This is a genomic window from Lentzea sp. NPDC051208 (assembly GCF_040682435.1).
GTDB classification, from domain to species: domain Bacteria; phylum Actinomycetota; class Actinomycetes; order Mycobacteriales; family Pseudonocardiaceae; genus Lentzea; species Lentzea kristufekii.
In genome coordinates, this window is the sequence record NZ_JBFBAW010000014.1 from 62,625 (window position 1) to 85,347 (window position 22,723).

General features: G+C 68.9%; 27 protein-coding genes. 14 read left to right on the forward strand and 13 right to left on the reverse strand.

From position 1 onward, the window contains the following. Positions 1-274: 274 nt before the first annotated feature. On the reverse strand, positions 275-961 hold the full coding sequence (locus AB0M48_RS30620; RefSeq protein ID WP_363848676.1) for a DUF6802 family protein: 687 nt from the start codon (positions 959-961) through the stop codon (positions 275-277). 43 nt (positions 962-1,004) lie between these two features. Beyond that, entirely contained in the window at positions 1,005-1,244 is a 240-nt protein-coding gene (locus tag AB0M48_RS30625) for a hypothetical protein (protein WP_363848677.1), read from the reverse strand. 111 nt (positions 1,245-1,355) lie between these two features. On the opposite strand from AB0M48_RS30625, the gene AB0M48_RS30630 reads away from it, so the two are divergent. After that, positions 1,356-2,192 (forward strand): helix-turn-helix transcriptional regulator, encoded by an 837-nt coding sequence (locus tag AB0M48_RS30630; protein WP_363848679.1) that lies wholly within the window; start codon positions 1,356-1,358, stop codon positions 2,190-2,192. A 48-nt stretch (positions 2,193-2,240) separates the two neighbouring features. Further along, entirely contained in the window at positions 2,241-2,378 is a 138-nt protein-coding gene (locus tag AB0M48_RS30635; RefSeq protein ID WP_363848681.1) for a DUF397 domain-containing protein, read from the forward strand. Here the strand turns inward: AB0M48_RS30635 and AB0M48_RS30640 are convergent. From AB0M48_RS30640 to AB0M48_RS30650, 3 genes are read right to left on the reverse strand one after another with little or no spacing between them, the layout of a single operon-like run. Next, positions 2,340-4,160: a dynamin family protein gene (locus AB0M48_RS30640; protein WP_363848683.1), complete on the reverse strand. Its 1,821-nt coding sequence runs from the start codon at positions 4,158-4,160 to the stop codon at positions 2,340-2,342. The two genes, AB0M48_RS30635 and AB0M48_RS30640, sit on opposite strands and share 39 nt — an antisense overlap. Next, positions 4,157-4,522 carry a nucleotide exchange factor GrpE gene (gene grpE / locus AB0M48_RS30645; RefSeq protein WP_319983374.1) on the reverse strand — a complete coding sequence of 122 codons (366 nt, stop codon included), beginning with the start codon at positions 4,520-4,522 and terminating at the stop codon, positions 4,157-4,159. Before grpE ends, AB0M48_RS30640 begins: the two co-directional genes overlap by 4 nt. Beyond that, positions 4,519-6,021 carry a dynamin family protein gene (locus AB0M48_RS30650; protein ID WP_363848685.1) on the reverse strand — a complete coding sequence of 501 codons (1,503 nt, stop codon included), beginning with the start codon at positions 6,019-6,021 and terminating at the stop codon, positions 4,519-4,521. The genes grpE and AB0M48_RS30650 overlap by 4 nt, the downstream gene beginning before the upstream one ends. A gap of 54 nt (positions 6,022-6,075) precedes the next feature. On the opposite strand from AB0M48_RS30650, the gene AB0M48_RS30655 reads away from it, so the two are divergent. After that, positions 6,076-6,525: a hypothetical protein gene (locus AB0M48_RS30655; protein WP_363848686.1), complete on the forward strand. Its 450-nt coding sequence runs from the start codon at positions 6,076-6,078 to the stop codon at positions 6,523-6,525. On the opposite strand, the gene AB0M48_RS30660 is transcribed toward AB0M48_RS30655, so the two are convergent. Together AB0M48_RS30660 and AB0M48_RS30665 are read right to left on the reverse strand one after the other, a co-directional pair. Further along, positions 6,510-6,878, reverse strand: coding sequence for a GntR family transcriptional regulator (locus AB0M48_RS30660; RefSeq protein ID WP_363848688.1), 369 nt, complete (start codon positions 6,876-6,878; stop codon positions 6,510-6,512). The two genes, AB0M48_RS30655 and AB0M48_RS30660, sit on opposite strands and share 16 nt — an antisense overlap. Continuing rightward, positions 6,875-7,543, reverse strand: a complete 669-nt coding sequence (locus tag AB0M48_RS30665; protein WP_363848689.1) for a hypothetical protein — start codon at positions 7,541-7,543, stop codon at positions 6,875-6,877. The genes AB0M48_RS30660 and AB0M48_RS30665 overlap by 4 nt, the downstream gene beginning before the upstream one ends. Before the next feature lie 137 nt (positions 7,544-7,680). On the opposite strand from AB0M48_RS30665, the gene AB0M48_RS30670 reads away from it, so the two are divergent. Further along, positions 7,681-8,835: a sensor histidine kinase gene (locus AB0M48_RS30670; protein ID WP_363848690.1), complete on the forward strand. Its 1,155-nt coding sequence runs from the start codon at positions 7,681-7,683 to the stop codon at positions 8,833-8,835. 9 nt (positions 8,836-8,844) lie between these two features. Then, positions 8,845-9,501, forward strand: coding sequence for a response regulator transcription factor (locus AB0M48_RS30675; RefSeq protein WP_363848692.1), 657 nt, complete (start codon positions 8,845-8,847; stop codon positions 9,499-9,501). An 8-nt stretch (positions 9,502-9,509) separates the two neighbouring features. On the opposite strand, the gene AB0M48_RS30680 is transcribed toward AB0M48_RS30675, so the two are convergent. Genes AB0M48_RS30680 through AB0M48_RS30690 form a run of 3 tightly spaced genes read right to left on the reverse strand, consistent with a single transcriptional unit; the run spans position 9,510 to position 11,420 of the window. Then, positions 9,510-10,430, reverse strand: a complete 921-nt coding sequence (locus tag AB0M48_RS30680) for an SDR family oxidoreductase (protein ID WP_363848694.1) — start codon at positions 10,428-10,430, stop codon at positions 9,510-9,512. Continuing rightward, on the reverse strand, positions 10,414-10,893 hold the full coding sequence (locus AB0M48_RS30685; protein WP_363848696.1) for a pyridoxamine 5'-phosphate oxidase family protein: 480 nt from the start codon (positions 10,891-10,893) through the stop codon (positions 10,414-10,416). Before AB0M48_RS30685 ends, AB0M48_RS30680 begins: the two co-directional genes overlap by 17 nt. Continuing rightward, positions 10,893-11,420: a TetR/AcrR family transcriptional regulator gene (locus AB0M48_RS30690; RefSeq protein ID WP_363848698.1), complete on the reverse strand. Its 528-nt coding sequence runs from the start codon at positions 11,418-11,420 to the stop codon at positions 10,893-10,895. Before AB0M48_RS30690 ends, AB0M48_RS30685 begins: the two co-directional genes overlap by 1 nt. 48 nt (positions 11,421-11,468) lie before the next feature. Here AB0M48_RS30690 and AB0M48_RS30695 point away from each other — a divergent pair, with 48 nt between their 5' ends. Continuing rightward, positions 11,469-12,257 carry an HAD-IIB family hydrolase gene (locus AB0M48_RS30695; protein WP_363848700.1) on the forward strand — a complete coding sequence of 263 codons (789 nt, stop codon included), beginning with the start codon at positions 11,469-11,471 and terminating at the stop codon, positions 12,255-12,257. Positions 12,258-12,367: 110 nt separating this feature from the next. Here AB0M48_RS30695 and AB0M48_RS30700 read toward each other — a convergent pair whose 3' ends face one another. Then, positions 12,368-12,802, reverse strand: coding sequence for a PPOX class F420-dependent oxidoreductase (locus tag AB0M48_RS30700; protein ID WP_363848702.1), 435 nt, complete (start codon positions 12,800-12,802; stop codon positions 12,368-12,370). 130 nt (positions 12,803-12,932) lie between these two features. Between AB0M48_RS30700 and AB0M48_RS30705 the strand changes: the two genes are divergently transcribed. The 3 genes from AB0M48_RS30705 to AB0M48_RS30715 all read left to right on the forward strand — a co-directional run bounded on the left by AB0M48_RS30705 (position 12,933) and on the right by AB0M48_RS30715 (position 15,607). Further along, positions 12,933-13,844 carry an ATP-binding cassette domain-containing protein gene (locus AB0M48_RS30705; RefSeq protein WP_363848704.1) on the forward strand — a complete coding sequence of 304 codons (912 nt, stop codon included), beginning with the start codon at positions 12,933-12,935 and terminating at the stop codon, positions 13,842-13,844. A 5-nt stretch (positions 13,845-13,849) separates the two neighbouring features. After that, positions 13,850-14,611, forward strand: a complete 762-nt coding sequence (locus AB0M48_RS30710; protein ID WP_363848706.1) for a hypothetical protein — start codon at positions 13,850-13,852, stop codon at positions 14,609-14,611. Positions 14,612-14,704: 93 nt separating this feature from the next. Continuing rightward, positions 14,705-15,607, forward strand: a complete 903-nt coding sequence (locus tag AB0M48_RS30715; protein ID WP_363848707.1) for an ABC transporter ATP-binding protein — start codon at positions 14,705-14,707, stop codon at positions 15,605-15,607. On the opposite strand, the gene mycP is transcribed toward AB0M48_RS30715, so the two are convergent. Further along, the gene (mycP, locus tag AB0M48_RS30720; RefSeq protein ID WP_363848709.1) at positions 15,573-16,715 is read right to left on the reverse strand and encodes a type VII secretion-associated serine protease mycosin; all 1,143 of its coding nucleotides are present in this window, start codon (positions 16,713-16,715) and stop codon (positions 15,573-15,575) included. The two genes, AB0M48_RS30715 and mycP, sit on opposite strands and share 35 nt — an antisense overlap. Positions 16,716-16,975: 260 nt before the next feature. Between mycP and AB0M48_RS30725 the strand changes: the two genes are divergently transcribed. From AB0M48_RS30725 to AB0M48_RS30740, 4 genes are all read left to right on the forward strand, one after another. Further along, complete coding sequence (locus AB0M48_RS30725; RefSeq protein WP_363848711.1) at positions 16,976-17,380, forward strand: hypothetical protein; 405 nt, start codon at positions 16,976-16,978, stop codon at positions 17,378-17,380. A 68-nt stretch (positions 17,381-17,448) separates the two neighbouring features. After that, positions 17,449-18,093: a tRNA (guanosine(46)-N7)-methyltransferase TrmB gene (gene trmB, locus AB0M48_RS30730; protein ID WP_319983590.1), complete on the forward strand. Its 645-nt coding sequence runs from the start codon at positions 17,449-17,451 to the stop codon at positions 18,091-18,093. A gap of 132 nt (positions 18,094-18,225) precedes the next feature. Beyond that, positions 18,226-19,332 carry a nitric oxide synthase oxygenase gene (locus AB0M48_RS30735; RefSeq protein WP_363848712.1) on the forward strand — a complete coding sequence of 369 codons (1,107 nt, stop codon included), beginning with the start codon at positions 18,226-18,228 and terminating at the stop codon, positions 19,330-19,332. A gap of 295 nt (positions 19,333-19,627) precedes the next feature. Further along, on the forward strand, positions 19,628-20,791 hold the full coding sequence (locus tag AB0M48_RS30740) for a histidine kinase (protein ID WP_363848714.1): 1,164 nt from the start codon (positions 19,628-19,630) through the stop codon (positions 20,789-20,791). 166 nt (positions 20,792-20,957) lie between these two features. Here AB0M48_RS30740 and AB0M48_RS30745 read toward each other — a convergent pair whose 3' ends face one another. Further along, a complete protein-coding gene (locus tag AB0M48_RS30745) occupies positions 20,958-21,164 on the reverse strand; it encodes a hypothetical protein (protein ID WP_363848716.1) in 207 nt (68 codons plus the stop codon). A gap of 221 nt (positions 21,165-21,385) precedes the next feature. Between AB0M48_RS30745 and AB0M48_RS30750 the strand changes: the two genes are divergently transcribed. After that, complete coding sequence (locus tag AB0M48_RS30750; protein ID WP_363848718.1) at positions 21,386-22,699, forward strand: amidohydrolase; 1,314 nt, start codon at positions 21,386-21,388, stop codon at positions 22,697-22,699. Positions 22,700-22,723 lie beyond the last annotated feature (24 nt).

The window sequence follows — 22,723 nt, forward strand, 5'->3', positions numbered from 1 at the left end:
AGCACGTGGTGGTCCGGTGCAGGACTTCGTCGTCCTCGGGAATAGCTCCACACGCCCGGTGGGGCCGGGCGTGTGTGAAGTGGGATGGACCGAGGTTAGCCCGGTGAATGGCAGGTAAAGCACCCCCAGCCTGTCGGTTCCCTCACAAAACCGATTCTGTAATCGATTCAGCACCCGGACGGCGTTAAGGCCGGCTTGAGGTGGGAAAAACACAAGAGGCCCCGGTGCGGTTCTCACCACACCGGGGCCTGTGACCTGCGCTTCAGTTACGGGGTCAGTTCGGACTGATCCACTGACCGGTTGTGGAATCGATTCGGACGACTCCGTCGAACCGTTCTTCCTCGAGCCAGTCGTCCGAGTCGTCCAAAATGCCGCTCTTCGAGTCGGTCACGTACCGGCCGTCGGACTCGATGTGCCCGTGCTCGACCTCGACCCAGTCGTCACCACGGTGTTCCGACATCGTGACCTCGCCCGATCGTGTGATCTCGGTCGCCAGGTCGGCCTTGCCGTCGCCGTTCTTGTCCGTGAACAACCACGTGTCGCCGGCGTCGTCCCGGACGACGGCGGTGTCGGCCTTGCCGTCTCCGTCGGTGTCCTCGGTGGCCTGCCCGACGTTTCGTTCACCGTCGTCGGTGTCCACGACAATCGCCTGCGTGGGCGAAGAATTCGTCTTTTCCTGACGGGGGTCGTTCGGGTCGACGGCAACCCACTCGCCGGAATTCTCCTCGAACCGCGCCTGGCTCAGGAGATTGCCGTCCTTGTCGAACGTGCTCATCAGATCGGCGTCACCGTCGCCGTTCGTGTCGGTGAACGCGAGATGTCCGCCGTCATCCGTCTCGACGACGGCGGAGTCGTTCACGCCGTCGTGGTCGAGGTCGAAGGTGACGTCGGCGGTGTACTCCTCATCCTCGACGGTGACCTTCAGCTCGGCGTCGGCCGCACCGTTCTCGTCGATGTACACCGGGACACACCTCCTACTTGCTCATGTTCCGGTATGACCCACGTTATGCCGGTTTGGTTCCGTCGCCAACCTCGCGCCGGTCGATCTCGCTCTGGCTGATCGCGGCGTCGAGGGCCGCGCGGAACTCCTCGATCTCCTGGCCGGCGAACGTGAAGGCCTGGCCGTCGGGGCCGGCGATCTCCACGGCACCCGCGCTCACGCTGATCTCGCACACCGCACGGTCCGCGTAGCTGTCGCTGCAGCGAAGGAGCCACTCGCGCTTGACGCCCATGGTCAACCTCATCTTCGCCCCAGACCGCCGACATTAGACTTAACTTTAGAGCTACTTGAGGCTAAAGTCGCTCGCCTAAGCGAATGATTGGACGGCAACCAAGTGGGTCAAGCCCGGCAGACCGTGGAGCGCCTCCAGCTGGGGCTCACCCTCCAGCGCCTGCGGCTGGCCGCCGGGAAGTCCCAGCAGGAAGCCGCCGACCTGATCGGCCGCAGCGCGGGCAGGCTCAGCCAGGTGGAGAACGGCAAGGGAGCTCTGGGCACGGAGGAGCTGACCCGGCTGCTCGACTTCTACCGGGTGACCGACGACGAACGCATCACGGTGCTCGCGCTCGGCAGGGCCAGCAGGCGCAGACAGCCCCGGCTCGGTTACCTGGACACGTTGCCCGACTCCTACGTCCGCTTCATGGACCTGCTCGCGGCGGCGAAGCGGATCAGCTGGTACGAGTGCGGCATCATTCCGGGCGTGGTGCAGGCACCGAGTTACGTCACCGGTGTGCACCGCGCCGGCAGCTCCCTGCGCCCGGACGAGGAGACCGCGGAGCGCATCGCCTTCCGGCTGAACCTCCAGCACCACGTGCTGTCGATGGGAAAAGCGGAAGCCATCGACATCGTCTTCACGGAGGACACCCTGCTCCACGTCGTCGGCGATGCGTCGGTGATGCGGGAGCAGGTCCTGCACCTGCTCCAGCTCCAGGAGCAGCACCCGGCGCTCAACATCCGCATCATCGGCCTGGACACATGCGACAATCCAGGGCTCGGCGGTGGACTCGTCTCCCTCGAGTACGACGCATCCGCACCCATTACCTACGCCACCAGCCTTTACGGTCCGCCGATCTATTACGATCAGCCGTCCCACACGGAACGGATGCGGAAGCTCTTCGAACGAATTGCCGACATCGCGTGGAGTCCGAGGGACACCCGGACAGCGTTGGCAGAATTTCTCGCGAGGAGCTCGTAGTTGACCGCGTGGATCAAAAGCAGCTATAGCTCAGGCGAAGGCGCGTGCGTGGAGTTGTCGCTCACCGACGTCATGGTGTCCGTTCGCGACTCGAAGGATCCCGAGGGGTCGTCGTTCGCTGTCTCGCCGGGAGCGTGGCTCGCGTTCCTAGGCTCGGTCCCGAACGGACCTGATCCGGCCCAGTAGCTCCTCGGCCTTCGAGCGTCCCTGCTCCACCTCCGCGAGCTGCCGGGTCACGGCCTGCAGCTCGCGGCCGCGTTCGCCTGCCTCCATCCGCAACGCGCGGTCGACCTCGCGCAGTTCGGCCTCGATGGCTTCGATGCGCTTGGCCAGTGCCTCGTCCAACGCGAGCGACAGGGCCTGCTCGGCCTCGATCAGCTGCTCGGCGGCGAGCTGGTCCACTGTGGAGCGCGCGTCGGCGATGGCGTCGGAGAGCCATTGCTTGACGTGCTGCTTCTCGGCAGTGTGGGTGCGGGTGCGGGCCATCCACCAGCCCGCGCCGAGGCCCAGGGCGATGGTGACGGGCAGGACGATCGGGTTCAGCGCGGCGATGCCGAGGCCCGCGAGCGGCATGACGGCGAGCTTGCCCGCGCCCAGGCCGCCGGAGACGCCCATGAACACGAGGAGCTTGTCCTCGGCCGTCGGCGGGCGCTTTTCCTTGGGGCGCAACACGACCGGCGGTTGCTCGCCGCGGGCGAACTGGCCGCGGATCATGGTCAGTTCCTCGGCGCTGAACAGCGTGGCGAGCACGGCGTCGGTGACCTGCGAGAGACGCACGGACAGCGCTGTGGAGATGCGGCCGGAGACGACCTGCAGCGCGGTGTCCACCTGCTGCGGCAACGTGGCCAGGGCGGTGCGGTCGGCCGCGTCGATGGCCTGGCGGTACCAGGTCTGCAGGTCGCGCATCTGGCGGGAGATCTCGTGGGAGTTCTCGATGCGGGCTCGCTGGACCTCGCCGCGCAACCGGACCTGCCAGCCGCGGGTCGAGGAACGGCGTTCGGTCTGCAGTTCTTCGCGGCGGGCGCGAAGGACCGCAGCCTCGTCCTCGCCCACGGACAGAGCGCGCTTCTCGTGTTCGAGGCGGATTTCCAGCTCTGCCAGCACGGTCGACAGTGCGCGCAGGGCGTTGGCCTCGGCGAGCATGCCGGCGCGGCCCGTGACGAGTTCCTGCAGGGCGGTCTGCAGCGCGGAGATGCCGGAGCGTTCGCGGAGCATCGAGGCCGCGTCCGGGTTCGGGGCCTGGGCGGCCATGCCGAACATGCGCGACGACACCGGGTAGAAGGGGGCGTCGGCGAAACGCGGGGCGTGCTGGGCCAGCAACGCCTTGTTCGCGTCGAGGACCTGGCGCCAGCCGCGGTACTGGTCGGTCTTGGTCAGCGCGAAGACGACGGTTTCGACCCGATCGCCGACGCGCTTGAGGAAGTCCAGCTCACCGCGGGTGAAGGGCGACGAGGCGTCCACGACGAAGATCAGGGCGGTGGCCGACGTGACGGCCTCCAGCGCCAGTTCACCGTGCACCGACTCCAGGCCGCCGACGCCGGGGGTGTCCACAATGGACATCCGTTCCAGCAGCGGGATCGGGGCGTCGACCTCGACGTAACGCGGGGGCAGCTCGCCCTCCGGCAGGTCGTGGGCGGCGGAGACCCAGTTGATCAGCGCGGGCAGCGGGAAGCCGACGGGCGCGAGCAGGCCGGGATAGCAGGCACGGGCCGCCCAGGACGGGCCGTGCTGGAAGACGAGGTAGGTGGAGGTGGCCACGTCCGCGTCGACCGGGGAGAGACCCGGAGCCGACAGCAGGGCGTTGACCAGCGACGACTTGCCGCGGTTCGTCTCACCGACGATGACGACCGACGACACCTCGGGCGCCCCGCGACGGGCGACCCAGTCGGCCATCGACGGGTCGAGCTCGCGCACGAGAGAGGTGAGGCGTTCGCGGGTCTGCCGGACTGTCTGCGAAAGGTTGCTCATCGGGACGTGTAGACCGTCACGATCGGAGCCCGCAGGAGACGGCCTCGGTCGCAGAAGCCGGGCACCTCGGTCTCGGCGACCAGGCCCTGCAACGACAGGTCGTCGGTCGGCACGGCGCCACCGGCCTCGTGCTGCGACGGGTCGAACCGCTCACCGTCCACCCGCAGCGCCACGACGCCTATGGACGACAGCCCTTCCTCGATGCGTGCGACCACGCCCGCGCTGGCGCGGTCCAGCGCGTACAGGCACAGCTGGACCAGCGCGCGGCGCTCGGCCAGCGCCTGGTCGAGCAGCTCGTCCGCAATGGTCTCCACACCGTCATCCGACGCCAGATCGGCGGGTTCGGTTCCGTTCACGCTCATCGGTGCCCCCCAGCACGTAGTTGCTGCCAAATGAGGAAATACGCCCGGTGGACGACGTGCGCCACCCGAGCCTGCGCCGGAGTCGCGCCGAAGGAGGCGAATGAGCGCCACCACCCGGCCCGTTCCAGCGCGAACGCGACCAGTTCCGCGCCCGGTCTGCCCGGCATGCCCAGCTGAGCGGCCACGTCCCGGGTGCTCCCGACGCGCAACACCTCCTCGGTCAGGTCCGGGGCCAGCGCGACCGCGCCGGACGAGACCAGCGTCAGCGCCTCCAGCAGCCGCAGCTGGTGCGCCTCGGGACGGGCCAGCAGCACCTCGATCGCGTCGTGCACGCGCTGCCGTTCGCCGGAGTCGCCCGAGGCGAGCGACGCGACGGAGGCCAGCGCGGCCGCGGCCTTGATGCCGTCGGCCCGCGCCCGGAAGACCGCGTCCAGCCGGCCCCGGACCGCGGCGAACCCGGACGCGTCGAACAGCACCCGCCGCAACGCCCCGGCGGGCAGCGCGGGCTCGGCGTCCAGCGCCTGGAGCGCCTGGCCGATGCCGTAGAGGTCGAGCTTCTCCAGCAACCGGGAGCGCACACCGGCCGCGACGTCGCACTCCCACGACGTGAATAGGTCTCCGGACATCAGCATCATCGTGCGGGTGTCCGCGTCGAGGGCCGCCAACGCCCGCAGCGCCTCCGCGTCGGCCGACGTGAACTCCCCGGTCTCCGCGGACTCGGCGAGCAGGCTGATCACCGGCAGCACGTCGGCGACCCGCGGCCTGAGCAGTTCGGCCTGCTTCGCCGCGAGGATCTGCGCGGCCTTCCAGACATCGCCTTCCGAGCCCTCGACGGTCTCCGGCGCGACGGCGTCGACCTTGTTCAACGCGGCGATGGCGTTGACCGGGCCTGCTTCACGGGAGGCGGTCGCGGCGGTGAACGCGGCCAGCGTCGAGTGGTCATCCGCGCGCACGCCCTGCGTCACGACGTAGAGAACGGCCTCGGCACCGGCGACCGCGTTGCGCGACACGGGATCCAGCAGTTCCTCGGTGCGCGCGACCGACGCCGAGTCCAGCGAACCGAGCCCTGGTGTGTCGATGACGGTGATGTCGCGCAGCACGGCGTTCGTCAGGTACGCCTCGATGTGCGAAATGCCCTCCACGCCAAGAGAGGCGGGGATCATGCCGTTCGCGTCGAACGGCAGCACCTGCCGCCTGCCGTCCCGCAGCACGACTTCGATGCGGTCGACCGTGCCGTACTGGTAGCGCGTGACGAGGCGGGTGCACTCGCCGATGTCGGTGGGCGCGACCCGGCGGCCGATCAGGGCGTTCACCAACGTCGACTTGCCGGACTTGATACGGCCGGCGACCGCGACCTGCAACGGCGCGTGCAGACGGCGCAGCACTTCCTGGAATCCCGCGGCGGTCTGCGGAGAGACCTGCGGTTGCAGGGCAACGCACAGGTTGGCCACCGCCGCGCACAGCGGTCCGGCCAGTTGTTGTCCCTGCAACGCCGTCACAGGCACTGATCGTGCCACGGTTTGTGTGCGTCCGTGCGCGGGTAGCCACAGCGCATGGGTGACAGCTACGTGACGTTCCTAGTGCTGGGGATCGTCCTGGTCGCGATCGACGGCCAGCTGATCTACCGCGGTGGCAAGGGATACCTCAAGCGCGCCGCGTACGACGAAGAGCAGGCCGGCAGCATGATGAAGCTGACGGCCGTGCTGTTCCACCTCGTCGTGCTCGGCCTGTTGGCACTGGTGTCGATCATCAACGTCGAGACCGGTGACCCGGTGAAGAACGTGGTCGTGAAGCTGGGCATCGTGCTGCTGCTACTGGCACTGGCCCACGGCGCGACGATGGCGATCCTGTCCAGGATTCGGGACCGCCAGATGCAGCAGCAACTCGCTGACCAGATGGCCGAGGAACACCGAATCTACGAGGAACGGCAAGAGGAACGTCAGGCCCACATCAACGAACCGCGATCCGCACCCAAGATCGAGTCGCCTTACTCACCCAAGTAATGGGCTCGCACGGCGTTCAGTGCCTCCCCCTCACTGGCGCCGAGTGACCGAGCGATGGCGACGAACTCCGCCGCGGCGGCGGAGAGCGGGTCCGGTGAATGCGAAGGCAGGGCAGCCACGACGGTGCCCTGCCTTCGTCCTGTCGTGAGCACCCCGCTGGTCTCCAGCTCCCGGTAGGCCCGCGCGACCGTGCCGGCGGCCAGGCCGAGGTCCACGGCGAGCTGCCGGATCGTCGGCAGCCGGGACCCGACCGGCAGCACACCACCGTTGATCAACCGGATGAGCTGGTCCCGGACCTGGCGCCACGGCGGGACACCGTTCTCGACGTCGACGACGATGCGGGGTGCGGTCACCAGGCAATCTTCTTGGACACGACGTTCGTGTTGGCCATCAGGACCCAGGCGACGACGCCGGCGAACAGGAACGGGCCGCCGACGAGCGCGCCGACCATCGCCGCCCCGATCCCCGCCGACACGTGCACGCTGCGGGTGCGCAGCGCCCGGTCGACCTCCTCGTCACCGTCCGCCGGACGGGCCACCGCCGCCCACATGACCACCGCGACCGCGGCGACGGACACGACGAACACGGGCAGTTGCGCGATCTGAAGCCGCACGAGCAGCCAGGCCAGCCCGAACAGCACGATCGCGGCGTACGCGATCAGCACGTACTGCGACCCGATGTCGAACAGGCCGCGCGGCGCGAGCGTGGCCACCCGCTGCCGGCCCTCGCGGGGCAGCGACAACGCGATCAGCTCGGCGAGCAACGTTCCCCCGAGCACGACCGCCGCGAAGGACCCGAGACCACGACCGCTGGCGAACGGCACGAACGACATCCCGACGAAGAGCCACGGGCAGAGCAACCGCCGCCGCTTCAGGTAGCGGATGGCGTCGTCGATCTGCGCCGGCGTCGGATCGGACACCTTCCAGCTCTTCAGCAGGCGCTTGCCCGTCGACCGCGTCGGCCACAGAGCGACCAGCAGGAACAGACCGACGCCGGCGGCCCACAGGACGTCGTACATGGCGAACCCCCGAACTTTGTATCAACCCCTCGACACAATAACTCACACTGAAGTCGTACGCAGCGTCAGCCCGTGGCGCGACGCGCGGAAGTTCGGCCCGCACCTAACCTTGTCCAGTGCGGCGGTTCAGTCTGTGGATGAAGGCTCATCCGGCGTTCGGGGACTCCCTGATCGCCGGAATCCTGCTGCTCTTCGACATGGGCATCGCGGTCACAGTGGTCGACCAGGGAGTGTCGTTCTCCGCCTATCTGGCGGTGACGTTGCTGATGCTCGGACCGCTGCCGTTTCGCCGGCACCACCCGCTCGGCACCAGCTACCTGATCCTCGCGGGCGGGTTCCTGCAGCTCTTCTCGCACGGCGGCATCGACGGCATCCCGGTCCGCATGTCCGACTTCGCGCTGGCCATCGCGCTGTACACGCTCGTCGCGAACACGAACCGCAAGACGGCGTTGATCTACCTGGGCTGGCTGGTCGCCGGCACGCTGCTCTGGGCGATCTTCCAGGTCGGCGAGCTCCAGGCCGTGTTCCTCGTGTTCCTGGTCTTCGTGATCTTCGGGTTCAGCTGGGCGATGGGCGAGTTCATCGGCGCGCGCCGTGCCTACCAGCACGAGATGGAGCAACGCCTGGCGCTGCTCGAGACCGAACGCGACCAGCAGGCCAAGATCGCCGTGGGCGAGGAGCGTTCCCGGATCGCCCGCGAACTGCACGACGTCGTCGCCCACGCGGTGAGCGTGATGATCGTCCACGCCGACGGCGCCGCGTACACGATCAGGTCCCAGCCGGAGGTGGCCGAGAAGGCGGTCCGCACGATCGCCGACACGGGCCGCCTCGCGCTGACCGAGATGCGCCGCCTGCTCGGCGTTCTGCGCAGCGAGGAGTCCGAGACGCAGTGGGCCCCGCAGCCCGACGCGCGTGGCGTGGTCGAACTCGCCGAGAACACCAGGGCCGCCGGCGTGCCGGTGCGCCTGGAGATCAACGGTGACGTGGACGACCTGCCTGCGGGCGTCGGCCTGAGCGTGTACCGGATCGTGCAGGAAGCACTGACGAACACCATCAAGCACGCCGGAGCAGGCACCACCGCCTTGGTCCGCCTGGCGCGCTCGCCCGAGGAACTGCGGCTGGAAGTGACCGACAACGGGTTCGGCACGCCCCACGACGTGGTCAAGGTCTCCGGCGGCAACGGACTGATCGGCATGAGGGAAAGGGCAGCGGTGCTGGGCGGGGAGTTCGAGGCGGGTCCCAACCCCGGTGGGGGCTGGCGCGTGCGCGCGACATTCCCGCTAGCCGCATAGGGTGATCAAGTGATTCGGGTGCTGCTGGTGGACGACCAGGAACTGATGCGGATGGGTTTCCGCATGGTGCTGGGCGCGCAAGAGGACATCGACGTGGTCGGCGAGGCGGCCGACGGCCTCGACGCCGTGCAGATGGCGGAGAAGCTGCGGCCCGACGTCGTCCTGATGGACGTCCGCATGCCCGTGATGGACGGCGTGGAGGCGACCAAGCGCATCGCCGAGGCCGACACCGCGAAGGTGCTGGTCATGACCACCTTCGACATGGACGAGTACGCGCTGTCGGCGTTGCGCAACGGCGCCAGCGGGTTCCTGCTGAAGGACACCCCGCCGTCCGACCTGGTGTCGGCCCTGCGCGCGGTGGCCTCCGGCGACGCGGTGGTCTCGCCGTCGGTGACCAAGCGGCTGCTCGGCCGGTTCCTCGGCGACGGCGGCGGTGAGCTCCGGGACGCCTCGGTGCTCGACGTGCTGACCGAACGCGAGCGCGAGGTGCTCGTGCTGATCGCGAAGGGCCTGTCGAACACCGAGCTCGCCCGCAAGCTGTTCCTGTCCGAGGCGACGGTGAAGACGCACGTCGGCAGGATCCTCGCGAAGCTGGAACTGCGAGACCGGGTGCAGGCAGTGGTGCTGGCCTACGAGACCGGTCTCGTCCGCCCCGGCGACGCGTAGGGCGTGCCCTACCGGTACTTCTCCGGGTCGGCGTCCACGGTCTGGCCCTCCATCCGCGGCTTCACGACCTCGTCCCACCAGCGGCCCCAGTCGGGCTGCGAGCCGTCGAGGTCGGTGAACCCGTACTCGCGCTTGAGCTTCCACGACGAGAGGCACTGCCCGGCGAACCGCTTGCGGTCCTTGTCCGCCGCGAGGTGCGCGAGACCGCGGCCGAGGTAGTGCGGCGTCTCGGACAACGCGTAGTCCGGCACCTTCTCGATCGCGTCGCGCCAGTTCGCCTCGGTGACGCCGAACCCTTCCAGCATCTGCTCGGAGCGCAGGAACCCCGGCGTGGCCGCGACGGCCGTCACGTTCGGGTGGTCCTTCAGGTCCTTCGCCAGCACCTCACCGAACCGGCGCACCGAGCTCTTCACCGCGTCGTAGGAGAGGTTCACGAAGTACGCCTCGCCGTCCTCGCCGTCGGTCACCTCGACCACGAGCCCGTCGTCGGACCTGATCAGGATCGGCATGAGCTTGTGCAACGCGACGAGGTGCGTCTCGACGCCGTTGCGCCACATCCGCAGCTGCTTGTCGAGGTCGTGTTCCCAGAACTTGCCCCACTCGACGAGGTTCTCGCCGCCCCACGCGTTGTCGATGAAGATGTCGAGCTTGTCGATCCTCGCGGCGAGAGCGTCCACATCGGACGGGTCGGTGAGGTCGCAGCGGACCGCGATCCCCTTGCCACCGGCGGCGTCCACCAGCTCGGCGGTCTCCTCGATCGTCTCCGACCGCCCGACCTCGGACTGCTGCGTCCGCGTGGTCCGGCCGGCGACGAACACCGTGGCCCCCGCCGCCCCCAGCTCCACGGCGATCGCCCGTCCCGCACCGCGCGTGGCGCCGGTGACGACCGCGACCTTCCCGCTCAGATCGGGATCATTTCTTGTCGACACGGCGAGTTCCCCTTCCCTCGTGCCAGGAGAGGACGATCATTCCGTCGCCCTCGACGATGAGCTGCACGACCTCGGTGACGTCGAACCGGAACAGGTCGATCTCCTCCGGCTTCGGCTGCCATTCCGTGCGGTCGAACAGGTCTTTCAGATAGGCGTCCTTGTCCGTCCAGAACTCGGCGGTGCCGCTGATCTTCGCGTCACCCGCTTCCGTCATCGAGGCCACCGTGGTGGTGCAGTGCAGCGCGAACCTCGGGTCGCGCCGCAGGTCCTTCGACTTCAGCGAGTCCGGCATCATGCCCGCCCACAACTCGCCGCGGGCGAAGTCCGGTTCCACACCGCTGATCCGCGGTGAGCCGTCCTTGCGCAGCGTCGCGATCAACGCGTGCCGGTCCGCGGCGAACCTGCCCTGCACGAACGCGGCCATGTCGGGCTGTTCGGCCGCGAACTCCGCCCAGGTAGCCATCAACGCATCCCTTCCAGCACCAGATCGATGTCCTCGGACGTGCGCGCCAGCAGATCGCCACGCGGTCGCACCGACCAGTCCATCGAGATCCCGTAGACCAGCGCGGCGAGGACGCGGGCCGCGTTGGGCGGCAACGCCTCGGCCGCGCAGAGGACTTCCAGTTCCTGTTCCAGCACGGCGTAGTGCCGGGCCAGCAACGCGCGCAGCTCCGGGTCGATCAGGTCGACCCCGAGCTGCGCCAGGTTGTTCGTGGCGACCACCGGGTCGGCGAGCCGGTCGAACCAGGTCAGCAACGCCTCGCGGACCGTGCCCGCCTCGCGCATCCTGCGGACGACCTCCTCGGTGCCCGCCCTGGTGAGCGCCTGCAGCAGCCCGCTCTTGGACCCGAACCGCTTCGCCACCGCCCCGACCGACACCCCGGCCTCCGCCGCCACGTCCGCGACGGTGAACTCCGGTCCGCGACGGTCGATGACGGCCGCGACGGCGTTCAGGATCCGTTCGTCGGTGATGGTGCGAGGTCGTGCCACGTCATTAGTGAACCACAATTCACTAACCTTCGCATAGGGTGGCTTCACGTGAACTGGAGACCGCGTCTGGTGGCCTTGGACATCGACGGAACGCTGACCGCTGTCGGCTCGAACGACATCTCGCCCGCCGTGAAAGCGGCCATCACCCGCGCCACCGAACACGGTGCCGTCGTCGTGCTCTGCACCGGCCGCAGCCTCGTCGGCATCGGTGCGGTGGCCCCGCAACTGCCCGCCTCCTACGCCCTGTGCTCGAACGGCGCGGTGTGGTGGGACCCGGCGCTGGACGAGGTGACCAAACGCGTGACGTTCGAGCCGGGACCGACCGTCAAGACGTTGCAGGCGCTGCTGCCCGGTGCCGTGTTCGCGGTCGAGCAGACCGGCGTCGGCAACCTGTCGCTGGGCGAGTTCCTGCCGGGTGACCTGTGGGGCGTGACGACCCAGGTGACGTTCGAGGAGATGGCGGCGGTGCCCACCTCGCGGCTGGTCATGCGCTGGCGGGACCACACGCCGGCCGAGCTGGCGTTCGCCGTGCGCGAGCTGGAGCTGCCCGGCATCGAGTGGTCCGTCGACCACACCGAGGCGTGGCTGACCGCGGTGCCTCCGGACGTCTCGAAGGGCTCGGCGCTCGACGAACTCGTCGCGCGGCTGGGCATCGACGCCTCGGACGCGCTCGCGATCGGCGACGGGTCCAACGACGTCGAGATGCTGAAGTGGGCGGGGCTCGGCGTCGCGATGGGCCAGGCGCCGGCGCACGTGCAGGCGGTGGCGGACGAGGTGGCGCCGACCGTGCTGGAGGACGGCACCGCCCAGGTGCTCAACCGTTTCTTCCCCGGCTAGGGGTTCGGGACGAACACGCTCAGCCGGTACGTGGCGGGGTGGGTCTCGCGGCCGCACAGCCCTGGCACCGGTTCAGCGTCGCCGAGCCGGTGCCAGGACGGCAACCTGATTCAGTCCGACACGTTCTGCACGGCGACGACCTTGTCGACCTTCACCCGCACGACCATCTCGCCGGGCACGCCGTTGCGCTCGGCGTACTCGTCGGCGCGGTCGGCGCCCATGTAGCGCGCCGCGGTGCGGCCCGCCCAGTACTTGAGCTGCTCGGGGTCCTCGTCGATCACGGCCTGGCCGGTGATCGTCACGAAGTTGAACGGCGGTGTCTCGTCGTCGAAGCACAGGGCCACGCGGCCGTCGCGCAGGATCGACTTGCCCTTCACCGTGTCGCGGGCGGTCAGGAAGACGACGTCGGGGCCGTCGAGGTCCACCCAGACCGGGGCGACGTGCGGTGAGCCGTCCTTGCGGGTGACCGCGAGCTTGCCGGTGCGGGCGGGTTTGGCCAGGACGAACTCGCGCCACCAGCCGTCCGGGGCTTCCGTGTATCCCATGTGGCTCATTCAACTACGACGGAGGTAGCGGCACCCGTCGACGGAAGTTGACGCGACCGCAGACCGCAGGCCGATGTGGCAGGACCCCTCGGAGCGTCAAAGTAGTCCCATCACCGAGAGGGGACAGACGATGATCGAGGCAATCGGCCTCACCAAGAGATACGGCAGGACGGTCGCGGTCGACGACCTGTCGTTCACCGTCCAACCTGGACGGGTGACCGGATTCCTCGGTCCGAACGGCGCCGGCAAGTCGACCACCATGCGCATGATCCTGGGGCTCGACCGTCCGACGGCAGGCCGCGTGCTGATCGACGGCAAGCCCTACACCGAGCTGCACCGTCCACTGCAGACGGTCGGTGCGCTGCTCGACGCCAAGTGGGTTCACCCGAACCGCTCCGCCCGCGCTCACCTGCGCTGGCTCGCCAAGTCCAACGACCTGCCGAAGAACCGCGTCGACGAGGTGCTGGAGGCCGTCGGTCTCACGCAGGTCGCCGGCAAGAACGCAGGCGGGTTCTCGCTCGGCATGTCGCAGCGGCTGGGGATCGCCGCGGCACTGCTCGGCGACCCGAAGGTGCTGCTGTTCGACGAGCCGGTCAACGGCCTCGACCCGGAGGGCATCCTCTGGATCCGCACGTTCATGCAGAACCTCGCCGCCGAGGGCCGCACGGTCCTGGTGTCGAGCCACCTGCTGTCGGAGATGGCCCTGACGGCCAGCGAGCTCATCGTGATCGGCCGGGGGAAGCTGATCACGCAGACCAGCACGCAGGAGTTCATCGACGGCTCGACGGGTAACACCGTCCTCGTGCGCAGTCCTCAGCTCTCCAAGCTCGGCCCGCTGCTCGTCGACAAGGGCTTCACCGTTCGTGACGGTGCGGACGGCGCGTTGTCCGTATCGGGTGCAACCAGTGACCAGATCGGTGACATCGCTGCCGCCAACGGTGTCGTCCTGCACGAGCTGAGCCCCCAGCGCGGTTCGCTCGAAGAGGCGTTCATGCAGCTGACCGGCGATGCTGTCGAGTACCACGCAGAGATCGGGAAGTGAGTCTGATGACCCTGTTGGCAGTTGAGAGAATCAAGCTCTTCTCGACCCGCTCGCCCTACTGGTGCAGCGCACTCGCCCTGGTCCTGGGTGTCGGCCTCACCGCGATCATCGCGGCGTCCACCGACAACGGCCAGCTGTCCCTCGGCGTCACGCAGTTCGGCAGCAGTCAGCTCGCGCTGTCCGTCGTGCTGGTGATGGCGGCTCTCGCGGTCACGACCGAGTACCGCTTCAGCACGATCCGCGCCACGTTCCTCGCGGTGCCGAACCGGACGTCCGCGCTGGTCGCCAAGACCGTCGTGGTGGCGTTCATCGCCGCCATCCTCGGCGAGATCATCGCCTTCGGCTCGGTCGGCATGGCCAAGCTGCTGTCGCCCGCTTCGGACCTCGCGATCAACTCCGGCGCCGAGTGGCGGCACGTCGCGGGCGTCGGCCTGCTCTACGGCATCGGCGCGATCCTCGCGATCGCGGTGGGCATCCTCGTCCGCCAGACCGCCGGCGCCGTGGCGATCCTGCTCGTCTGGAACATGCTGCTCGAAGGCCTGATCGGGATCATCCCGAAGGCCGGCGTGAAGATCCAGGCGTGGCTGCCGTTCCAGAACGCCAACCACTTCCTGATGCTGAGCGGACCTGAAGCCGCGGGGGCGGAACAGGCCGGCATGGGCATCGACTTCAAGCTGAGCCAGTGGGGATCGCTGGCCTACTTCGCCGGCATCGCGGTGGCGCTGCTGGTGGTCGCACTGATCGTCGCGAAGCGGCGGGACGCGTGACCAGTTCCGAATGAAGGGGGAGAGGGACCTGGGTCATCCGTCGGGGGATGACCCAGGTCCCTGTCAGTTCTGTCGAGCGAACCGGGAGAGGCCATGATCGAAGCAGTGCGGTTGCAGAAGCACTACGGCAGGACGAAGGCCGTCGACGACCTGTCGTTCACCGTCCGGCCCGGCCGCGTCACGGGCTTCCTCGGCCCGAACGGCGCCGGCAAGTCCACGACCATGAGGATGATCCTCGGCCTCGACACCCCCACCGGCGGCGACGTCACGATCGACGGGAAGCACTACGCCCAGCTCAAGCAGCCGTTGCGCAAGGTCGGCGCGCTGCTCGACGCGAAGTGGGTGCACCCCAACCGTTCCGCGCGGGCGCACCTCAAGTGGCTCGCCGTCTCGAACAAGATCCCGGTCAGCCGGGTGCGGGAAGTGCTGGAGATCGTCGGCCTCACCGAGGTCGCGCACAAGAACGCCGGCGGCTTCTCGCTCGGCATGTCGCAGCGGCTCGGCATCGCGGGCGCGTTGCTCGGCGACCCCGAGGTGCTGCTGTTCGACGAGCCGGTCAACGGCCTCGACCCCGAGGGCATCCTCTGGATCCGGCAGTTCATGCACCGGCTCGCGAACGAGGGCCGCACGGTGTTCGTGTCGAGCCACCTGCTGTCCGAGATGGCGCAGACCGCCCAGGACCTGATCGTCATCGGCAAGGGTCAGCTGATCGCGCAGACCTCGACCGAGCAGTTCATCGCCGACGCCACCCAGGACACCGTCCGGGTGCGGTCACCCCACGCCGCGAAGCTGCGCGAGATCCTCGCGGCGCACGCGACGGTGACCGACGACTCGGCGAGCGGAAGCCTGGTGGTGCACGGGATCGCGGCCCAGCAGATCGGTGAGCTCGCGGCGGAGAACCAGATCGTGCTGCACGAGCTCAGCCCTCAGCGCGGTTCGCTGGAGGAGGCCTTCATGCAGCTCACCAAGGAGTCGGTGGAGTATCACGCGCACTGACGGGCTCGGGACGCCGTGACCGGATGGCGGGCAACGCGATCAGCAGTCCGGTCATCACGGCGGTGCCGCCCGCGACGGCGGCGACGAACGGCAGCCGGTCCTCCACGTCGACCGGCTGCTGGGGGCGCTGGGCCGCGAGCGTCGGGGTCGGTTGCGCGGTCGAGGGCACCGGCGGCAGCAGCGGATTGCGTTCCACCCGCGGGAGTTGCGCGGTGAGCGCGCCCATCGGGTTGACCATGCCGAACCCGGTCGCCGCGTCCCTGCCGGGGTCCGCCAGGTCGGTCGCGGTCTTGACCAGCGCGTTGACGACGTCCTTCGCCGCCATGTCCGGGTGCTTCGCGCGCACCAGCGCGGCGACGCCGGACACGATCGCCGACGCCGCGCTCGTGCCGTCCATCTCCGCATAGCCACTGGCGTAGACGCTCTGCGGCGCGATCGTCACGATGCCCTCCGCCGGAGCCGCGAGCACCGTGTCCGCACCAACGTTGGACGACGCCCAGGGCTTGCCGTCCTCGTTCGTGCCCGCGACCGCGATCACGCCGTTGATGTTGGCGGGCGCGGAGACCTCCTTGCCGTCGTTGCCGGTGGCGGCGACGAGGACGACGTCCTTCTCGATCGCGTAGTTCACGGCCTTGACCAGCGTCGGCGTCATCGAACTGGAGAAGCCCAGCGACATGTTGACGACCTTGGCGCCGTGGTCGGCGGCCCACCTGATGCTCTCGGCGACGGCCTCGAGCCCGAACTGCTCCTTCTCGTCGGCACTGGCGATCGGCAGGATCTTGGCGCCGGGCGCGATGCCGAGCGCCCCGCCGTTCTTGCCGGTCGCGGCGATGATCCCGGCCATCCCGGTGCCGTGGCCGTCGGCGTCGGTCGTGCCGTCGGTGCCCTTGGAGCGGCCGAAGCCCGTTCCGGGCAGGACCTGTCCGGCGAGGTCCGGGTGCTTGGCGTCGACACCGGAGTCGATCACCGCGACGATCACGCCGTCCCCGCGGGCCTGGGCCTGCGCCGAGTAGACGTCCAGCGCGTCGAGGTGCCACTCCTGTTCCTCGATCGTCTGCCCGGCGAGCAGCAACGGCAGCGCGACGGCGAGCGCGGAGAGCAGGTGCACGTCAGCTACATCGTGTTTCCACCTGAAGGCGCAACGTGCCTGGCGTCACACGTTGCGTAAGGGTGCTGTTAACAAGCCGTGAAAAGCGGCATTCTGGACATCACCGGCGTTTGAGTTCCCGTTGAATGGGGTTATCCCCGCTGCGGAGGTGGCCAGTGGTCCGTGTGGAAGCAATGCTCGGCCTCGAGTGGTCCAGTGCGCTCGAAGCTCCCAACCCTGCCGAAATCGCCCTCACCCCTGCAGACGCCCGCCATTCGTGGGTGAATCGCGCCCCGGAGAGCGAAGTCCTCACGATGTACCGCTCCGTGCGGGACGTCGAGGACGCTCCCGCGCCGTGGTGGCTGCGTGCGCTAGACCGGGGGCGGCTGCGTTCCCGTGCCGAAGGTCATGCCGTCGAGGACGCGGTGAGCGAACTGCTCTGCGCACGCCCCGGCTGGGTATTCGTGCCCTGGGTCGACCTCGGCGAGGTCGGGTACTGGGAGTACGTGCCGTCCGAGAGCGGTGTCTACGGGCCTGCCACCCCGACAACCGTGCAGTTCACCGACTCGCATCGCGGGTTCGTGCACCTCGTTCCGGCCCATCGCGGGGCGGGCCGGCCCCAGGCGATCGACTTCACCGTGGCTGACCTGCGTGCTCAGATCGAGGACATCGAACTCATTGCCTAGAATGTCCCGTCGTGACCAGGCCTGAGTTCCCCCGTTCCATCGTCAGCTTCGTCCAGCGCGGCGAGCGCATGACCGTGGGACAGGAACGTGCCTGGGACACGTACTGGGAGAAGATGGGCAACGACGTCAAGTCGTTGCCCGAGGGGCCCCTGGACTTCGACTCTTGGTTCGGCCGTTCCGCGCCCGTGCTGCTGGAGATCGGCTCCGGCATGGGCGAGACCACCTCCCAGCTCGTGGCCGCCGCGCCCGAGCTCAACTACGTCGCCGTCGAGGTCTACAAGCCAGGACTCGCCCAGCTGCTGCTGCGCGCCGAGCACCTCGGCGGACTCGACAACCTGCGCGTGCTGCGCGGTGACGCCGTCGACCTGCTGACCGACCACATCGCGCCCGCGTCGCTGCACGGCGTGCGGATCTTCTTCCCGGACCCGTGGCCGAAGAAGAAGCACCACAAGCGCCGGCTCGTGCAGCCGGAGTTCGTGGCGCTGCTGGCGTCCCGGCTGGAGCCCGGTGGCGTGCTGCACCTCGCGACGGACTGGGAGCACTACGCCGAGCAGATGCTGGAGGTCTGTTCCGGCGAGCGGCTGCTGACCAACGTGCACGACGGCTGGGCGCCGCGGCCGGACTGGCGGCCCGTCACGAAGTTCGAGCAGCGCGCGGTGAACGAAGACCGTGTCTCGCACGACCTGATGTTCCGGCGGAACGACCTCACCTGATCGAGGTCTCAAGCCGATCGGGTGAGCACCCTGGGTCTAATCTTCACTCGTTGGAGTGGCTGGTGTTGATCACCCGAAATGCCCCGAGTGGCAGTGACGCGTGAGGCTGTTCCGGGCTTAGCGTCTCGCTCCGTGACCCCCGACGTCCTCCCCGTCGCGGAGGAGTTCGTCCGCATGTTCCACGCGGCGCACTCCGACGCAGGCTCGCTGTCCGCCCGCATCGCCCAGGTGCGCGCCGAGATCGCCGAGACCGGAACCTACCGCCACACGACCAACGAGCTCGCGTACGGCGCGCGGATCGCGTTGCGAGACAGCGGCTGGTGCACCTCAGGTGTGCCTTGGCGCCGCCTGAAAGTCCGCGATCTGCGCGGCTACCGCAACGCCGCCGCCGTCGCCGGCGAATGCGTCGAACACCTGCGCCTCGCGACCAACGGTGGCGAGATCCGGCCACTGGTAACGGTTTTCGCGCCGGACGCACCCGGCTCGCCCGGACCGGTGATCTGGAACGAGCAGCTGATCCGGTACGCCGGGTACGCCGACGGCATGGGGGACCGCCGGTACACCCAGTTCACCGAGACCATGCAGGGCATGGGCTGGCGTCCGCCGGTGCGGCGTTCACGCTTCGACCTGCTGCCGTTGGTTGTGGAGACGCAGCACGAGGGGCCGCGGCTGTTCACGCTGCCGTCCGAGATCGTGCACGAAGTTCCCTTGGAGCACCCGACTCTGCCGTGGTTCGGCGAGATGGGCCTGCGCTGGCACGCGGTTCCGGTCATCTCGAACATGCGGCTGTCGATCGGTGGCGTGCACTACCCCGCCGCGCCGTTCAACTCGTGGTTCGTCGGCGCCGAGATCGGCACGCGGTCACTGGCCGAGGAAGGTGCTTACGGTGTGGCGCGTGAGGTTGCCGATGCGTTGGGTTTGGACACTTCGTCCGAACGCACGCTGTGGCGGGACTTCGCGACCGTTCACCTGAACGCTGCAGTGCTGCACTCGTTCGACAAGGCGGCCGTCACCATCACCGACCACCACGCGGAAGCGTTGCACCGCCTCGCCTGGCTGCGTTCCCGCCAACGGCCTTCGGCCGCGCGGCCCGCGTTCCGGCTCGACACCGCAGCCGCGGCACGCGCACGGAACGGTTCTCCGGCGCGCTTCACGGCCGCGTTGGACGAGACCCGTCCTCAACCGACGAGCAGGCTGGCGGAACTCCTCCGCCAGCACCATTCCCTGACCAGCGTCTGACTTCCCCATCACACGCCGGCCCGGGACCTAGTGCTTCGAGTCGATCATCACGCCCGAGAGTGCCATGAGCGCGAGGACCAACAGGCCGACCACCGCGGCGGCCCAAGTGAACACAACTGACAACATGGCGTCCTCCACTTCCCCGACTCCTGCTCCTCCAGAGTCCGTGACCGCGGCGTGATCCGGCATCCGCCGTGAGGGTATTTCCGCAGGTCGCCCAGTCAGCCTTATGGCTGACCCCGCGGTAGACCCCGGTCGGACGCGGGATCAGCCTTCCGGCTTTACCGTGTGTCGGGTGGAGAGCAAGGAACTGAACTGGCGGTTGCTCGCCAAACGCCAGTGGCCGCTGGCGCTCTCACTCGCCTTCATCGCGGGCTTGGAGCTGTTCACCGCCGACTACACGAACCCCTGGTGGCAGGCCCCCGGTGTCGCGGTGATCTGCGCGATCGCCGTGCTGGCGCCCCGGCGTCCCTTCGACGCGACCCTGGCCCTCGCCGCGGCGATCGTCTTCACCGCCGTCTACCTGCGGTTCCTCGACCTGTCCATGCAGCCGCACTTCTTCATCAGCGGTGCGTCGATCTCGGTGACGGGCGCGGCGATGGCGACCATCGCGATCGTCGTGCGCGAGGCGCCGCGCTGGTACGCGGTGTCGGGCACCGCGATCGTCCTCGCGGCGATGGTGGCCGCGGAGGTCATCAGCTATCCGGTCGTGGCGCCACGGGACTACCGGACCTACGAACCCGACCCGGGGAGCTACCTGTTCGGCGCGGTCCTCATGTTCGTGATCGCGGTGGGCACCGGCCTGTACTTCCGGGCCCGCGACAACGAACGCACGTCTCAGCTGGCTGCTTCCGTTGCGGCGGCCCAGAACTCCGAACGGCTGGCGCTCGCCCGCGAACTGCACGACGTGGTGGCGCACTACGTGACCGCGATCGTCGTGCACGCGCAGGCCGGCCAGATCAACCGCGCCGCCGCCGAGCAGGTGCTGCCGACCATCGAGGCGTCCGGCCACGAGGCGCTGACCGCGATGCGACGGCTGGTCGGGACGTTGCGGGACGGCGAGTCGTCCACACCGGCCGCGTCCTCGTCCCTGGTGGACGACGTGCGGTCGCTGGCGGCGGAGTCCGGACTCCCGGTGCGGCTCTCGTTCGACCTGCAGGACGCCGTGCCGCAGGAGCTGGCGCGGTCGGTGCTGCGGCTGGTGCAGGAATCTCTGACGAACATCCAGAAGCACGCGGCAGCCGTGTCCTCTGTGGACCTCTCACTGTCCTCAAGTGACGGTGTGCTGCACCTGGACGTGGTCGACGACGGCGTGGCGTCGGGTGTGCCCGTGGGCGGCTCGGGAGGCTACGGGCTCGTCGGCATGCGCGAGCGCGCGGAACTGCTGGGCGGCACCTTCTCCGCAGGCCGACGCGAACCGACTGGGTGGACGGTCCGCGCCGATCTGCCCATCAGCTAGCGCCGCGACCGGCAGCCTTTGCCCCGTATTTCGGTGTCCAGACGGGTGCATCGCGGTGCCGGCCCCACGTCCTCATCCTGGTTGGCTGCGGGCGTGGGTCCGGTGCCGTGAGGCGCCCTGCTGGGCGCCGGAAGACGAGGTGAGGGTTGCCGGTCGCGGCGCTGGCTCACATGTCGTCGCGGATGACTTCGAACTCCTGAGTCATCTCGACATCGCTTTGCTGGTCGTCGTTCTGAGGGTCGATGTCGGCCACTGGCTGCCTCCGCATGATCACGCCCGGTCGTGGAGTGTGATCATGCCAACTCAGCGCCGGGTCGGCGGCTTGGGGGTGGCGGGCTTCTGCGCGCGGCGGAACTGTCCACTGGACGTGCACGGCTTCTTCGACATGATCTTGAGACGCCCCTGTCCTGCCCGTGGTTGCTCTGGATGCACAAAGGGCCCGTCGCACAACGCGTGACGGGCCCCTCGGTTGGGGAGAAGTTTTAGGCCGGGGCGGACCCTGGGGGTCGGCCCGCGCCCGACACAGCGAGGATGCCCATCGCGTCCAGATGTATGCACCCATGTGATCGGCGTCACAGTGGCAGGATTCGTCCCATGTCATTGCGTCTGCACGCCCCGGTGGTTCTGCCCTGCGACCCGTCCTGCGCCGTGTTGCGCGACGCGGTCGTGGACGTCGTCGACGGCCGGATCACCTACGTGGGTGCCCACTCCGATGCTCCCGCCTTCGACGGTGAGGTCCGCTCGCTGTCGGGGATCCTGATGCCCGGCCTCGTGAACACCCACGCGCACAGCCCCATGACGGTGCTGCGCGGCCTGGGCTCCGACCTGCCGCTGCTGAGGTGGCTGCAGGAGCACATGTGGCCGAACGAGGCCCGGATGACCCCCGCCGACGTCGGCACCGGCATGCTGCTCGGCGCCGTCGAGATGCTGCGGCACGGCGTGACCACCTCCGCCGAGATGTACTTCCACGGCCGCGAGCTGACGGACGCCGTCCTGGCCGCCGGGTCACGGGTGGTGTTCGGCGGGGCGATCCTCGACGTGCCGGGCATGGACTGGAAGTCGCAGACCGACGAGATCTCCGCGTGGATCGACGCCGACGGCCTGCGGTTCGGGCCTGGTGAGCGGGTCGAGCTGGCCTACGGGCCGCACTCCGCGTACACGCTGTCTGCTCCGCAGCTGACGGCGATCGCGGTCGAGGCACGGGCCCGCGGCGCGCTGTTCATGGTGCACGTGGCGGAGTCGGCGTTCGAGGACGAGGCCGCCCGCGCCGAGTTCGGGTCCGTGCCGGCCCTGATGAAGGCTTCGGACGTGCTGGGCGGACGGGTGCTGTCCGCGCACTCCGTGCACCTGTCCGACGACGACATCGCCCTGTACGCGGCGTACGGCGTCGGCGTCGCACATTGCCCCGGCTCCAACACGAAGCTCGCTTCGGGGATCGCGCGGGTGCCCGAGATGCTGGCCGCGGGCGTGGCGGTCGGCCTCGGCACCGACGGCCCCGCGTCCAACGACGACCTGGACCTGCTGGAGGAAGCGCGGCTGGCCGGCCTGCTCGCCCGCGTCTCCAAGATGGACGCGACCGTGCTCGGGGCCGCGCAGGCGTTGCTGATGGCCACTCGGGGCGGCGCCTCCGCGCTGGGGCGGGATGACATCGGTGCGCTGGAGGCCGGGCGCTGGGGTGACGTCGTGCACGTCGCCGCCGACGACCCCGCGTTCGCCACCGGCCTGGACGCGCCGGACGAGCAGCTGCTGGCGAACCTCGTGTGGGGGTCCGGGTCGCGCCGGGTCACCGACGTGTGGGTGGCCGGCGACCACGTCGTCGCAGGTGGGGAGTCCACTCGGGTGGATCGGCACGAGGTGCAGGCCGGAGTCGCCGCGGTGGCACGGCGACTGCGCAGCGTCAACGTCTAGCCACAGGTTGTTGACAAGCCTGTG